15 protein-coding genes are annotated in these 14,507 nt (G+C 52.8%); 5 read left to right on the top strand and 10 right to left on the bottom strand.

Annotation, left to right across the window (positions count from 1 at the left end):
- Nucleotides 1–83 precede the first annotated feature (83 nt).
- The gene (locus IMCC21906_RS02220; RefSeq protein WP_047010798.1) at nucleotides 84–1,301 is read left to right on the top strand and encodes a trans-acting enoyl reductase family protein; all 1,218 of its coding nucleotides are present in this window, start codon (nucleotides 84–86) and stop codon (nucleotides 1,299–1,301) included.
- 75 nt (nucleotides 1,302–1,376) lie between these two features.
- Here the strand turns inward: IMCC21906_RS02220 and IMCC21906_RS02215 are convergent, their stop codons facing one another.
- From IMCC21906_RS02215 to IMCC21906_RS02200, 4 genes are all read right to left on the bottom strand, one after another.
- Nucleotides 1,377–2,129, bottom strand: coding sequence for a TIGR01458 family HAD-type hydrolase (locus IMCC21906_RS02215; RefSeq protein WP_047010797.1), 753 nt, complete (start codon nucleotides 2,127–2,129; stop codon nucleotides 1,377–1,379).
- A 24-nt stretch (nucleotides 2,130–2,153) separates the two neighbouring features.
- Nucleotides 2,154–2,537: an STAS/SEC14 domain-containing protein gene (locus IMCC21906_RS02210; protein WP_047010796.1), complete on the bottom strand. Its 384-nt coding sequence runs from the start codon at nucleotides 2,535–2,537 to the stop codon at nucleotides 2,154–2,156.
- A gap of 182 nt (nucleotides 2,538–2,719) precedes the next feature.
- Nucleotides 2,720–3,004 (bottom strand): YheV family putative zinc ribbon protein, encoded by a 285-nt coding sequence (locus tag IMCC21906_RS02205; RefSeq protein WP_052763320.1) that lies wholly within the window; start codon nucleotides 3,002–3,004, stop codon nucleotides 2,720–2,722.
- A gap of 3 nt (nucleotides 3,005–3,007) precedes the next feature.
- Complete coding sequence (locus tag IMCC21906_RS02200; RefSeq protein ID WP_047010795.1) at nucleotides 3,008–5,044, bottom strand: M3 family metallopeptidase; 2,037 nt, start codon at nucleotides 5,042–5,044, stop codon at nucleotides 3,008–3,010.
- A gap of 136 nt (nucleotides 5,045–5,180) precedes the next feature.
- Here IMCC21906_RS02200 and IMCC21906_RS02195 point away from each other — a divergent pair, with 136 nt between their 5' ends.
- Nucleotides 5,181–5,744, top strand: coding sequence for a gamma carbonic anhydrase family protein (locus tag IMCC21906_RS02195; RefSeq protein ID WP_047010794.1), 564 nt, complete (start codon nucleotides 5,181–5,183; stop codon nucleotides 5,742–5,744).
- A gap of 11 nt (nucleotides 5,745–5,755) precedes the next feature.
- On the opposite strand, the gene IMCC21906_RS02190 is transcribed toward IMCC21906_RS02195, so the two are convergent.
- From IMCC21906_RS02190 to IMCC21906_RS02165, 6 genes are all read right to left on the bottom strand, one after another.
- Nucleotides 5,756–6,745, bottom strand: a complete 990-nt coding sequence (locus tag IMCC21906_RS02190) for a calcium/sodium antiporter (RefSeq protein ID WP_047010793.1) — start codon at nucleotides 6,743–6,745, stop codon at nucleotides 5,756–5,758.
- 29 nt (nucleotides 6,746–6,774) lie between these two features.
- Entirely contained in the window at nucleotides 6,775–7,602 is an 828-nt protein-coding gene (aroE, locus tag IMCC21906_RS02185) for a shikimate dehydrogenase (protein ID WP_047010792.1), read from the bottom strand.
- A 41-nt stretch (nucleotides 7,603–7,643) separates the two neighbouring features.
- Entirely contained in the window at nucleotides 7,644–8,540 is an 897-nt protein-coding gene (gene hemF, locus IMCC21906_RS02180; protein WP_082117317.1) for an oxygen-dependent coproporphyrinogen oxidase, read from the bottom strand.
- A gap of 43 nt (nucleotides 8,541–8,583) precedes the next feature.
- Entirely contained in the window at nucleotides 8,584–9,153 is a 570-nt protein-coding gene (locus IMCC21906_RS02175; protein ID WP_047010791.1) for an L-threonylcarbamoyladenylate synthase, read from the bottom strand.
- A gap of 126 nt (nucleotides 9,154–9,279) precedes the next feature.
- The gene (dprA, locus tag IMCC21906_RS02170; RefSeq protein ID WP_047010790.1) at nucleotides 9,280–10,368 is read right to left on the bottom strand and encodes a DNA-processing protein DprA; all 1,089 of its coding nucleotides are present in this window, start codon (nucleotides 10,366–10,368) and stop codon (nucleotides 9,280–9,282) included.
- A 72-nt stretch (nucleotides 10,369–10,440) separates the two neighbouring features.
- Entirely contained in the window at nucleotides 10,441–11,469 is a 1,029-nt protein-coding gene (locus IMCC21906_RS02165) for a LysM peptidoglycan-binding domain-containing protein (protein ID WP_369795806.1), read from the bottom strand.
- Nucleotides 11,470–11,668: 199 nt separating this feature from the next.
- On the opposite strand from IMCC21906_RS02165, the gene def reads away from it, so the two are divergent.
- Genes def through rsmB form a run of 3 tightly spaced genes read left to right on the top strand, consistent with a single transcriptional unit; the run spans nucleotide 11,669 to nucleotide 14,454 of the window.
- Nucleotides 11,669–12,175, top strand: coding sequence for a peptide deformylase (gene def, locus IMCC21906_RS02160; protein ID WP_047010789.1), 507 nt, complete (start codon nucleotides 11,669–11,671; stop codon nucleotides 12,173–12,175).
- 15 nt (nucleotides 12,176–12,190) lie between these two features.
- Nucleotides 12,191–13,153, top strand: coding sequence for a methionyl-tRNA formyltransferase (gene fmt / locus IMCC21906_RS02155; protein WP_047010788.1), 963 nt, complete (start codon nucleotides 12,191–12,193; stop codon nucleotides 13,151–13,153).
- Nucleotides 13,150–14,454, top strand: a complete 1,305-nt coding sequence (gene rsmB / locus IMCC21906_RS02150; protein WP_047010787.1) for a 16S rRNA (cytosine(967)-C(5))-methyltransferase RsmB — start codon at nucleotides 13,150–13,152, stop codon at nucleotides 14,452–14,454. The genes fmt and rsmB overlap by 4 nt, the downstream gene beginning before the upstream one ends.
- Nucleotides 14,455–14,507: the final 53 nt, after the last annotated feature.

The raw sequence follows: 14,507 nt of genomic DNA, 5'->3' as shown, positions 1-14,507 counted from the left end.
TATCTGTTTCAAGATGGAGACGCTTAGCGTTATTTTTGTCACAGCAACCGATAGCAAAAGACCTGATTTCAAGAGGATAGGGTATGACGGATCATCGCTACGATTTAATCGTTTTTGGGGCAAGCAGCTTTGTCGGCAAAATACTGTGCCGCTATCTGAGCGATATCGACGAGCAACCGCCGTTGCGCTGGGCCATTGCGGGTCGCTCGGCAGAGAAGCTCACCGCCCTCAAAGCGGAGTTAGGCAGAGAGGACCTTCCCAGCTTAATCGCAGATGCCGACGATGAAGTGGCATTGCGCAGCCTATGTGAGCAAAGCAGAGTGATCGTCAGCACCGTGGGACCCTACGCATTGTATGGCAGCCCATTGGTTAAAGTCTGTGTAGAAACCGGTACTGATTACTGTGACCTTACCGGCGAAGCGCAATGGATTAGACGTATGCTGGATGAGCATGAAGAGGCCGCAAAAGCCTCTGGCGCCAGAATTGTGCATTGCTGTGGTTTTGATTCCATACCCTCAGATTTGGGCGTACTCTTTACCCAGCAACATGCCTTGCATCGCTTGGGTGAGTACTGCGAACAGATCAACATGCGCGTCTTTGCCGCCAAAGGGGGCTTTTCGGGCGGTACCGTCGCCAGCATGATGAACCTGATTGATGAGACCAAACAAGACCCAACGCTACGAAAGAAACTCGCCAACCCCTACCTGCTCTGTCACACCGATAACGCCACTCGACAAACTAATACCAACGGCCCGAAATATGACGAGGCCAGCGGTGGTTGGATAGCGCCATTTGTGATGGCCGCCATTAATACCCGGGTAGTGCAACGCAGCAATGACTTGCTAGGCCACCGCTACGGTAAAGGCTTTCGCTACGATGAGGCGATGTATACCGGCAAAGGGGTAAAAGGCAGATTTAACGCTTGGAGTGTCTACGGCGGGCTCGCTGGCGTAATGCTCGGCAGCAACATCAAACCGGGGCGCTGGCTGTTGGAGCGCTTTTTATTGCCTGCGCCGGGCGACGGTCCCACACCAGATCAGCAAAAGAATGGCTTTTTTAAGCTCCGCTTTTACGGCACAACCCCTGCGGGGAACACCATCATCACTCAAGTCAGCGGAGATCGCGACCCCGGTTATGGTTCAACAGGAAAAATGCTAGGCCAAGCCGCCATTTGCTTAGCAAGAGATGATTTGGGACCCAATGCTGGAGGCGGATTCTGGACACCAGCCAGCCTGCTTAGTGACCCATTGCTGGCCCGACTGGAAGCCCATGCCGGGCTCGAATTTAGCATTCAGGAATAACACCCTAAGTGGAGACAAACAGGAAATAAGCCGCAAATAGACAGTGATATGTTTTAAAAACCAGAGGCGGGGTCATTACCCCGCCGCAATGACAGGAAGCAGCTGGGAGATTTCGGCAATCATTATCGCATTGGGGGCTTTGAGTTCATCCCCTCGCTGATATTTACCGGTGCAACACAAACACGACTGAAGCCCCGCAGCACTGGCCCCCAAAACATCGCTGACCACGTCATCCCCTACCATCATCACTTGGTCGGGGGCCAAGCCCATTTCATTAACAACACTTTGGTAGAAGGCGTTTGAAGGTTTACCGATAACCTCAGCTTGAGTACCAGCAGCGTACTCCAGGGCTTTTATAAATGGCCCTGCGTCAAGATGCAGCCTACCCGCACTGCGATAAAATTTATTGTCGCCCACCGCAACCAATTCCGCCCCGTCTTGCAAATATTGAAAGGCAGCATCTAATGTTTGGTAGCTGAAGCCCTCGGCTGCATCAAACACCACAACAGCATTGGGCTTAGTGTCATCGATATCGACAAAATCCTGTTGCAAAGCTGGGGTCGCAATAATATAGGGCCGCAGCTGACGCCGTTGCAGGTAATGTTTTACAGCAATAGGCGCTGTTATCAGCTCGTCATCAGCGACATCAAATTTTAGTGCCCGTAACTCATTCAACACCTGGCTGGCATTACGCCGGGAGGTGTTGGTCAGCAGGCGCAGAGGCAGGCCGCTAGCCCGTATTTGCGATAAAGCCGATACCGCATCGGGTAGGGCGGCGCCGTCTTCTGTTAAGACGCCACCGATGTCCAATAAAAGACCCTTGATCATGTCGCTAGCAACTATTCACAAAAATCACGAGAAATGTTCTACGTCTTTTTCTGCCACCCAAATCAGGGCTTCGTCTTTTTGAATCGGCGTAAAATGTTCGATTTCTACATTGGGAAAGAAACGCGTAATCACCGTTGAGGCGCGATTAAACCAACGGCTCTCGCCAACCATTGCCGCCCGGGTGATATGCCCCATATAGCGCAATGCGAATCGCGTTTCTCGTAAAAATCCCCGCAGCGTAAAGCCTTCAAAGTGATCCAGCTCAATATAAATACCCAGCCGATCCTCGTCTTTAAGCTTGCGCTCCACTTCATTAACAATGGTGTCCATATCATTATGGTTCACCTTACCAGACAGCCGAACACCTACCGCATGGGGTGATGAGACTGACAACAATTTGAGCATCATACGTCCTCCGGGACACTGCTTCATTTAACAGTATAGATAAGTCCCGGTGATTTGCGTTCCGAATAGTTGTAGGTACTTTTACAGGTTTTAGCCCTGAAAATAGTAAAAGAGACAAAAGTTGCGGCAAAAAAAGCGGCGATACTGAGCTTTAACACCAATCAGCTTTGGCTCAGCAACGCCTGTTAATGGTCCCGCCGGTTGCGCCCATCACTTGGGTCCATCAATTTCACCACGCTGATTTCATCCTCGTGGGGCAGGGGTTGTTCGCCCACCCTTGGCTGATTAACCCGCGTCGTCACTTCTTCTGGCTGGTTTTTATCGTCCCGAATAGACTCTTTAAAACCACAGCGCACACACTCCCGTACCTGTTCTTTGTCAGACACCCGGTACATAACAGTTTTATCCATTTCGGCACACTTAGGACAAACCGCGCCTGCAATAAAGCGTTTTTGATATTTTTCGGCCACTGTTTACGCCCCTTTTTCTTGCACAATACCGCAATGTCGTAGCAGGGCATCGTTGGCAGGTTCACGACCTCGAAAGTTTTTGAACAGCACGGCGGCGTCTTCTGAGCCGCCGCGCTCAAGAATTTCCTGACAAAACTTTCGACCCGCTGCTTGGTTCATTACACCTTGTTCTTCAAACAAGGAAAACGCATCGGCCGACAACACCTCTGCCCATTTATAGCTGTAATAGCCCGCCGCATAACCACCTGCAAAAATATGCGAAAAGCTATTTTGAAAACGATTAAAACTCGGTGGTGAGTACACTGAAACCTGCTGACGTACGCCTGCCATAATGTCAGAAATACCGTCCTCGTTGGCAATATCTGTTTGCATATGCAAACGGAAATCAAATAACGAAAACTCTAACTGCCGAAGCATTTGCATACCTGATTGGAAGTTCTTGGCTGCCAACAACTTATCAAGAAGCGCCTCAGGTAAAGGCTCACCGGTTTGATAATGGGCCGAAATTTCGGGCACTACAGACTTTTCCCAGCACCAGTTTTCCAAAAACTGGCTAGGCAGCTCTACTGCATCCCAAGCGACACCACCAATTCCCGATACAGCCAAACTTTCTACTTTAGTCAGCATATGGTGCAGGCCATGACCAAATTCATGAAACAGGGTGGTGACTTCATTGTGGGTTAACAGCGAAGGACGCTCAGAGGTAGGCGGAGTAAAGTTGCACACCAAAAACGCAACCGGCAGTTGCACCTCGCCACTGGGCATCCGCCAGCGGCTCCGACAGTTGGCCATCCACGCACCGCCGCGTTTATTGGCCCGGGCATATAAATCCAGATAGAAATGAGCGAGGGGTTCACCATTGCGCTGAATTTCATAGCACTGGGCGTCTTTGTGCCACAGGTCTGCGCTCTCAACAGCTTGAATATGCAAATCAAATAATTGGCTGCACACACTAAACAAACCGCTAATCACTTTCTCAACAGGAAAATAGGGGCGCAATTGCTCTTGGGAGATCGCGTAATTTGCCTCTTTTAGTTTTTCGCTAAAAAACGGCACATCCCAAGCCTGTAAATCCTCTTGGCCCTGGGCGGCGGCAAAGGCACGCAACTCGGTAAACTCCTTTTCGGCAACCGGTTTGCTGGCAATTGCCAACTCCTCTAAAAACGCCACGACCTGATCGCTGGACTCTGCCATTTTGCTCGCCAAAGAGTCGTCAGCGTAGTGCTCAAAGCCCAACAGCTCGGCCAATTCTTGCCGCAATTGCAGAATCTCGACCATTAATGGGCCATTATCCCATTTGTCACCGCTGGGGCTGTGCTTGGATGCACGAGTGACGTAAGCCTCATACAGTTCCCGACGCAATTCGCGGTTCTCGGCAAACTGCATAACCGGCAAATAACTGGGAATATCCAAGCTGAGGCGGTAGCCTTGCTGGTCTTTAGCGGCAGCGGCTTCTTTCAGGTTTTCAAGCACCATTTCTGGCACGCCCGCTAACTCAGCCGGGTCGCTGACAAACTTTTCCCACCCATCGGTGGCATCCAAAACATTATTAGAAAACTGGGTAGATAGCTCGCTCAAGCGCTGCTGAATATCCGCAAACCGCTTGGCCGCCTCACCTTCTAACGCCACCCCCGACAAAGTAAAGTCCCGGAGCATATGCCGCAGCGATTGCTGCTGCGGTGTCGACAATTCGCTAAACGCCGTACTATTTACCAAGGTTTGAACTCGCTCAAACAGGGGTCGATTTTGGCCCATCTCGCTGTTATACGCCGTCAACAATGGCAGACATTCGTTATAAGCTTGCCGCCACTGTTCCGTGTTCATCACACCGTGCAGATGACTGAGTGGCGCCCAAAATTGACCAATACGATCGTCCAGCACCTCTAAAGGCAGCAAGAGATTATCTGCACTGGGCGGGGCATCGCTTTGCAGCAGCTTGGCCACTTCTTGACGGGCCTCATTGAGCAGAGCCTCGCAAACGTCGGGCAAAGAGTCAGGGCTCAAGGTGCTAAACTGGGGCAGGGATGCAACTGCAGTCATAATCAAAACCTATTCTAAATTTCTAGAAATTCGAGCTGTCTAGTGTAGCAAATGCCGTCCTCGCTTGGCTGCTGTAGCTTGTTTTAAGCAAGCTCTTTGACAGAGAATCTACACATAATTTCATGAGGCCAACCCTATGACCTATCTCAAGCAACACTCTATCCGCAGCTTTGAAGGCCACCACCCCAACTTGGCAGAAGGGGTATTTGTCGATCCCAGCGCCGTGGTAATTGGCGATGTAACTATCGGTACCGACAGCTCTATCTGGCCCCAGACCACGGTTCGCGGCGATATGCACAGCATTAAAATTGGCGCCCGCTGCAGCATTCAGGATAATAGCGTGTTGCACATCACCCACGCGGGGCCCTATAACCCAGATGGCTTTCCGTTAAATATGGGCGACGATGTGACGGTGGCCCATTCGGTAACCCTGCACGGCTGCACCATCGGTAGCAAAGTGCTAATCGGCATGGGCACCATTGTGATGGACGGTGCGACGATTGAAGATGAGGTGGTGGTGGGAGCTAACTCCTTGGTGCCACCGGGAAAAACCTTAAAAAGCGGTTGGCTCTATGTGGGCAGCCCCGCCAAACCCCAGCGTGAACTCAGCCAGGGCGAGCGCGAATACTTTAGTTACAGCGCGGCCAATTACGCCAAGCTAAAAGACCGCCATATCGCTGCACTGAACAAAGAAAGCTAAACAAACCCACCTTAACTCACGGCGATGGCGGCACCCACAGCACCGGAATCCACCAGTAGATAGCCGAGATAGACAAAGTAAAAGACCAGCAAACCGGCCCCTTCAAGACGCGTGATACGACGGTCTTTTCGGGGTCCGCACGCAACCAGGAAAAACAACAGGGTTAATACCAGCATGATGGGATAGTCCCGGTTAAGCACTTCGGCATCGACCGCCCCGGGTGCCAGCAGGCCAGGCATCGCCATTACCCCTAACAAATTAAACAGGTTGGAGCCCACCACATTACCAATAGCAATGTCGTGCTCATTCTTGCGAGCCGCCGCCACCGAGGCCGCCAGCTCAGGCAAGCTAGTGCCAATGGCAACCACCGTCAGGCCAATCACCAAGTCACTAATCCCAAAATACTGGGCAATATCCACTGCCCCCCAAACCAACAGCCGCGCCGAAGCAATCAGCAACACAAATCCAATTGCCAACCACATCAACGCAGTTTTTAAGGGCATATCTTTGGGAATTTCGTTTTCTAACTCCGCCTCCAGCGCATCACCCTTACCGTGTTTGGCCTCCCACAATTGACGAATCACCACCCCGGCAAAACCTGCCACCAGAATTAAGCCATCCACCAAATCTAGCTGACCGTCCTGAAGCAAAAAGTAGCCCAAGAGCATCACCAGAATCAGCAAGGGGATTTCTCTAGTGATGAGGCGAGATTGCACTTTCAAGGGAATTAGCACCGCGGTGATGCCAAGAATTAACGCGATATTGGTGATATTTGAACCCAGTGCATTGCCCACCGACAAGCCAGTTTGGCCGTCGGCCGCGGCAATAGCCGATACCAGCATTTCTGGGGCCGAGGTGCCAATGCCCACCACGAGTATGCCCACCACAAGGGTAGACACCCCAAGAATAGACGCGGTGGCCGACGCCCCTATTACAAAGCGGTCTGCACTCCAGACCAAGAGAACCAAGCCCAAAATTAAGGCCAGTGTAGAAAGCAACATAAAATGTGTTCCAGATTTAACGAAGAAGCTTAACCAGAGAGTGTTTGCCGGAGCATTTCCATTACCGGCTTGGTATCGGGGCGCACACCGCGCCAAATGCAGAATGACTCAGCCGCCTGTTCCACCAACATACCCAAGCCATCGGACACGGCCCAAGCCGTCTCTGAGGCAGCCCAGCTCATAAATGGCGTAGGCTGATCACTGTACATCATGTCATAGGCACAACCTTCATTACTGAGAATAAAGGAGGGCAGTGGCGGCAGCTCGCCACTCATGCTGGTGCTGGTGCCGTTAATAATCAGGTCAAACTGGCCGCCCGCTAAGTCAGAAAAAGAACAGCCATTCACCTCACCCAAATCGGCAAATTGCTCAGCTAAACGGCTCGCCTTTTCAACAGTGCGGTTAGCGATCAAAATGTGTTTTGGACGCTGTTTCAACAGCGGGCCCAAAATACCACGCACCGCGCCCCCCGCGCCTAATACCAAAATGCGCTGGTTGTGCAGCTCCCAGCCCAAATTCTGCTGAATGTCCCGAACCATGCCGATACCGTCGGTATTATCACCGTAGATTCGGCCATTTTCTTCCAGCGCGAGCGTATTAACCGCCCCCGCGCGCCGAGCCCGATCACTGAGGTCGTCGGCAAACTCAAAAGCATCCAACTTAAAGGGCACCGTAATATTCAAGCCCTTGCCGCCATGCTCAAAAAACTGCTTAGCGGCCTCGGCAAAGCGACCTATTTCCACTTTGTGCGCGCGATAATGCAACTCTTGGCCGGTTTGCTCGGCAAAGGCAGCGTGAATGGGCGGGGATTTGCTGTGCTTAACGGGGTTTCCGAACACGGCGTATTGATCTGTCATATGTCTTTAAACCTGAGCTCTACTTCAACGGGCTTATTGTTTTACCGCAACCAATCCCGGACTGGGAGAAAATCCCGAGTCAGTGCCGCTTCGGGGCTGTTGTCATCAGGCTGCCAATTATACTCCCATCTGACCAGCGGCGGCATCGACATAAGAATAGATTCTGTGCGGCCACCGCTTTGCAGACCAAATAACGTGCCCCGATCATAGACCAGATTGAACTCCACATAGCGTCCCCGGCGATACAGCTGAAAGTCCCGCTGACGCTGCTCCCAGGGCATCTCTTTACGTCGAGCCACAATAGGTAAATAGGCTTTGAGAAAGGATTCACCCACCGACTGCATAAAAGCAAAACTGCGCTCAAAACCCCATTCGTTTAAATCATCAAAAAACAGGCCGCCAATACCACGGGCCTCATTCCGGTGTTTTAAATAAAAGTACTCATCGCACCATTTCTTATAACGGCCATAAACCTCGTCGCCAAAGGGCGCGCAGGCGGCCTGGGCAGTGGCATGCCAATGTTGGCAGTCTTCTGTGAAACCATAATAAGGGGTGAGATCGTAGCCGCCACCAAACCACCACACCGGCGCTTCGCCGGGTTTTTCTGCCACAAAAAATCGGACATTGGCATGACTCGTGGGGACGTAGGGGTTTTGCGGGTGCATGACCAGAGAGACACCCATGGCCTGAAAACTGCGACCGGCCAGTTCTGGACGATGGGCGGTAGCACTGCCCGGCATGGAGTCGCCTTGCACATGGGAGAAGTTAACACCGCCTTTTTCAAACACGGTGCCATCGGTGATCACCCGACTGCGCCCCCGGCCCCAGTCGTCTTCAACAAAACGCGCATTGCCATCGATTTCTTCTAAACGCTGACAAATACGATCTTGTAGAGACATCAAAAACGTTTTTACTGCCGCTATATCGATTTCTTGCACGGGTTAGCCTTTCAAATAGTTGGGCCGCAAAGTCTTAAGGCCGTTAACCGGGACGCAGAATTTCGCCATTTAAAGCATCGCGAATTTCACTGGGCTGGCTGCGTTCACCCGTTGCCCCGGGCAGAATGTAATCAAGCTGCGTGCCAAAATAACGCTGTACTTGGCGCTGATTTCGCGCTGGTGGCAATGCTACAGGATTTGCAGAAGTTGAAATCAGCCAGCTATCAACCGCGTGACACAACGCTGACGTAAGTGGGTGATCACTTACTCTTATAGCAACGCTTTCAAAGGAACCTCGCACCCACACTGGCAATAAGTCTTGGTCGGGAATAACCCAAGTCACCGGCCCCGGCCAGCTTGCCACAACAATCTCCCGTCGATCCTCAGGTAAATGCGCGAGCAGCTCTGCCACCCGCTGCACACTGTCCGCCACCAACACCAAGCCTTTCGCCGGATCACGCTTTTTCATCTGCAGGATTTTACGTACCGCAACAGGGTTGCTCGGGAGGGCTGCCAAGCCCCACACCGCTTCGGTAGGGTGGCTGACCACACCACCCGAATAAAGCACATCAGCGGCATAGCGCAGTCGAAATTGGGAGTAATTGCGTGTCATTACGGGTATCCGGGGGCGATCAACAAGCCGCTGGCTGATAGAGACCGGCAAATTAACCAAGCTGAGCGCACAATGCAAGGCGGGGCGCTTAGGTACCTTTCATTCATAGCGTATTAGCAATAGGACTCAGCGGCAGCGTTGCCACCCACCAGCGGTTTGCTCAACCCACCCCGACAATTCCAGATCTGACAACATGCTCAGCATTTCTGCTGTCGACAACTCGGCTCGCTGAGCCAGCACATCTAATGGCGTGGGCTCAAAGCCCAAGTCTAGCACCACCGCCTCTGGCGGCAACGGCTCCTGAGCTTCCGCTGTTTCGCAGCTATTGCCACTCCAGCCACTAAGCTCTTCAATAATATCGCCCAATGAGTCGACCAATTTGGCCCCTTGGCGAATCAAACTATTGCAGCCTCGGCTGGCAGGGTTGTGAATCGAGCCCGGCAACGCAAACACTTCCCGGTTTTGCTCCAAGGCTTGGCGAGCGGTAATTAACGAGCCGCTATTGATTGCCGCCTCAACCACCAGCACCCCCAAACTCATACCGCTAATAACCCGATTTCGCAGTGGAAATTGGTGGCGGCGAGGCCCGGTGCCCGGCGCAAACTCGCTGAGCAGTAAACCTGATTGACCAAGCTCTTCATAAAGCCCTTGGTTACGACGGGGATAGCAAATATCAATCCCGGTACCCAGCACCGCAATGCTTGCTGATTTACCCGCTAACGCACCGAGATGAGCCGCACTATCAATACCCATGGCCATACCACTCACCACGGTTAAGCCGCTATTACTCAATGCCTTAGCAAAGTCCGTTGCATCTCTCACGCCACCACGGCTGGGCCTGCGACTCCCCACCACCGCCAACAGTGGTTGGCTCAGTAATCCTAACTCACCTCGATAGTAAAGCAGCGGCGGTGGATCATGGATTTCTTTTAACAACAGGGGATAGCCAGGGCAATGGCAACAGATTAGGCCCGCCCCCGCGCGTCGCAACTCCGCGGATAGCTGGTCGCGGATACTGACCGAACTTAGCGCCCGCTCAAGTCGTCGCAGACGTTGGGCGCACAGCAGTAATTCTGAGGCCGTTTTTGCAGGGAGATTGAGTAAATTAGCGGGGTGGGAAACGGTCTGTATCAACCGGCGAAACGCTGCTGGCGGCAGGTCTGTATGGGATTGGGCAATCAGCCAATCAAGGGCGAGGGTTTCCACATCTAGCATCCTTGCTGTCGGTGGTAAAACCCGGTCATATCACAACCGGGCTCTTCACAATTGTCGGTAAGGAATCAGCCGCTAGGGTGGGCTAACACGATCCCCCACTTTCAGCGCCTGCTCCGCTTTCAATACCAAAGCGTAGCTGGTTTTTTCAAAAGTGCGAAACACCATCAATATCCCAGCGCGGACATCCGGCGCTTTTAAGCGCTCGTTGGTGATGGGGTCCCGAACCATGACCCCCGTGGTGTAAATGGCCATGACGTCGCCGGCCATCATATTATTGCGCTCACCCAAGTTAAGGGTCACGACATCCATGCTGCCAATTTGGGAAACACCACCTTCAACCGCAATAATAAAGCCGCCTACATCGTCATTAGGGGCCTTGGGGTCAAAACGCGCCAAGAGCTCACGGCGCTCAAGAGGTAAAAAGCGATCCGCTCGGCGAATTTCTTCAGTGCTGCGATTCAGTTCCAGGGTCGATATTTCACCCTCGCTGCTGAGCAAATTAGCCGTGCCAATATCCTTAGCTTCAATGCCCAGCACTTCGCCTGTCACTGGATCTTGGTATAACTGACCGGCACGATAAACGCCGTAGCTATCTTCTTGGGAAAAATCACCTCGCCCTAACACTTGATCACCCGCACCCGCGACAATATTGCCGTCGCGGCCCGCCAGCACATAAGGCGCTTGCTCTAACTCCTCGGGATTAACCACCCGGCTACGGGTTAGGAAAGGGGCGATCACATCCAGCGGAATCGGCGGAATGGCGTCATTGAGGTCGGATATGCGCATTTGCGGGTTAAGCTTAACCACGCCACCGCCACTGTCTTTTACCAGCACCGGCCGACCATCAACCCACCTCAGTTTAAGAATATCACCGGGGTAGATCAGATGCGGATTATCGACTTGGGGGTTGTAATACCAAAGCTCGGGCCACAGCCAGGGGTCGTCCAAAAACACACCCGAGATATCCCAGAGGGTGTCGTCTTTCTTAACCACATACGTCTCCGGGTGGCCCGCCTTAAGGCTTAACACATCTCCGGCATGAAGCACGGCGGCACACAGCACCAGAGCGAGTCCCAACAACGTTTTTTTCATATTACTCATCGATCCTTACCCTGGCCTTTTTTTATCCCGCCAAATCCCGGCGCGCATAATCAGGCATTTCTTAATCGCTGACTGTATAATATAGAGCATTCGCCATAGCTGGCGAAGCTTTTATAGCCTGATTACCTTATTTGTCATTACCTTAGCTGGGTTAATGACAGTAAAATACGCAAATATACTGAAATGGTCATAGCAGCTTATGGCAGTGCTTGAAATTCTGGAATTTCCCGATCCACGTCTTCGTAATATCGCAGTACCGGTAAAAACCGTGGATGACAGGGTACGCAAACTGATCGACGATATGTTCGACACCATGTACGAGGCGCCAGGTATCGGCCTGGCCGCAAGTCAGGTGGATGTCCACGAACAAATTATTGTCATCGATATCTCCGAAGATCGCAGCGAGCCGCTGGTCTTTATCAATCCTGAGATCACCGTGCTGGACGATGAACACTTTCAATACGACGAGGGTTGTTTATCGGTACCGGGATACTACGAGACCGTAGAGCGCCCCAAGCATATTCGCGTAAAAGCGCTGGATCGCAATGGCGATGCCTTTGAGATTGAGCCCGACGGATTGTTAGCCGTGTGCATTCAACACGAGCAAGACCACCTGCTGGGCAAGCTCTTTGTGGATTACATCTCGCCGTTAAAACGCAACCGCATTCGCAGCAAGCTGGAAAAACAGCATCGGCGCCAAGCCTAATCGGAAATCAGCCTTATGGATACACCCCGTCTGAGGCTGGTTTTTGCCGGCACCCCGGACTTTGCCGCCGCGCACTTGCAAGCGCTTTTGGACAATGGACAACACGACATTGTTGGCGTTTACAGCCAGCCTGATCGCCCTGCGGGCCGGGGCAAAAAACCCAAACCAAGCCCGGTAAAACAGCTGGCAGAACGTGCTGAACTCCCGGTGTTTCAGCCTATTAATTTTAAAGAAGATAGCGCCCGGCAAGAACTGGCTGGGCTCCGTGCCGACTTAATGATTGTGGTGGCCTACGGTTTGATTCTGCCCCAAGCGGTTTTGGATATTCCCCGCTTTGGCTGCGTCAATGTACACGGTTCGATCTTGCCAAGATGGCGCGGCGCCGCACCGATTCAGCGGGCCATCGAAGCGGGCGACCGTGAAACCGGGGTAACGATTATGCAGATGGATGCCGGGCTTGATACCGGTGACATGCTGCGCATCGCCAAATGCGAGATTACCAGCACCACCACCTCTGCCGAGTTGCACGACACCTTGGCAAAACTTGGCGGCCCCGCACTGATTGACGCCATTAATTCGCTGGCGACCGGTACAGCAATCGCCCAGGCCCAGAATGACGACGACAGCAATTACGCGGCAAAAATTGACAAGATAGAAGCCGAGATCGATTGGAGCCAAAGTTCAGCGACTCTAGATAGAAAAATCCGCGCGTTTAACCCCTTTCCCTGTTGTTACACCAACTTGGCAGAGACCCGAATTAAAATTTGGCAGGCTCAGCCTGTAGCTGACGCTGACGCTGACGGCGAAGCTGGCACTATTTTGCAAGCCGACAAACAGGGCATTACGGTGGCCTGTGGCAGCGGCGCGCTCCGCCTCCTCGCCATCCAATTGCCAGGAGCCAGAGCCATGTCTGCCGCCGAAATTTTAAACTCAAAAGCACAACTATTTGCCCCTGGCACACAGTTGGGTCGCGCGTGAAAAACAAAAAAACTGATCCCAGACAAGCCGCTGCAAAATGTCTTGCCGCCGTCCTGGCTGGTGCGTCTCTCAGCCGCCAGCTCCCCATTGATGAAAAACCACTCAAACCAGAACAACGTCCGCTGTTTCGAGAACTGTGCTACGGCACCTTACGGCACTACTGGCGTTTACATGCCGCCCTTATGCCCTTGTTCAAAAAACCCTTTAAAAGCAAAGACGACGACATCCGGTTATTGGTTTACATCGGCGTTTACCAGCTGTTTTACACGCGGGTACCCAGCCACGCAGTTATCAACACCACCGTCGACGCTGCCAAAGCTTTAGGCAAACCTTGGGCAGCGGGTTTGATCAACGCGCTGTTACGGCGCTGCCAACGAGAAGGCGAGGCGCTGTTTTCAAACCTCAAGCCCGCAGCTGCGACCGCACACCCCGACTGGCTGTACAAGGCCATAGCCGAATCCTGGCCCGACCATATTGAGCAAATCACCACGGCCAATATCAGCCATCCACCCATGTGTTTACGGGTTAATCGGCAACAATACTCGGTCGCCGACTATGCCCAAGCGATGGCTGCCGTCGAAATAGACGCCAGCCCCTGTGATTTCGCCAACCACGGCCTGCGCCTACACCAGCCTTGTGGGGTTGATAAGCTACCCGAATTTGAATCCGGTGCGGCCAGTGTTCAAGACGAAGCCGCCCAACTCTGTACCACCTTGCTCGATTTGGCCCCCGGCCAACGGGTATTAGATGCCTGTGCAGCCCCCGGCGGCAAAAGCGGCGCCATTTTAGAAGCGCAACCAGAACTGGCCGAACTCGTTGCCCTGGATATTGACGACAGCCGCTTGGCTCGGGTGGAAAGCAATCTGACAAGGCTGTCTTTTAATGCCACTTTGCTGGCCGCCGACGCCACTGAAACCGATATCTGGTGGGACGGAGAGGGCTTTGATCGAATCTTGCTGGACGCGCCTTGCAGCGCCACGGGTGTGCTCCGCCGCAATCCAGACATCCTGTTACACCGGCGCGCCAACGACATTGCTGCCCTTGCCCAATTACAACAACAGTTGTTGCAGGCATTGTGGGTCACGCTAAAACCCGGTGGTATTCTGGTTTATGCCACCTGCTCAGTGCTACCTCAAGAAAACAGCGACACCGTCGTCGCCTTTCTTGCCGATCACGCTGACGCAGAGTTACTCCCTATTTCAGCAGACTGGGGCATACCCCAAGCTGCTGGTAGACAAATTTTGCCGACAAAAGCCGGGGCCGATGGTTTCTTTTATGCGCAACTACGCCGCAAGGCTTGAGTCCTGATGGACCTTAGTCGCACAATGCACAGCACCACAACAAGCCGGGGCCA

The sequence above is a fragment of the Spongiibacter sp. IMCC21906 genome (assembly GCF_001010805.1).
Classification (GTDB): Bacteria; Pseudomonadota; Gammaproteobacteria; order Pseudomonadales; family Spongiibacteraceae; genus Spongiibacter.
The sequence above is the reverse complement of the archived record's forward strand: the minus strand, read 5'-3'. Positions and strand labels throughout refer to the sequence as shown.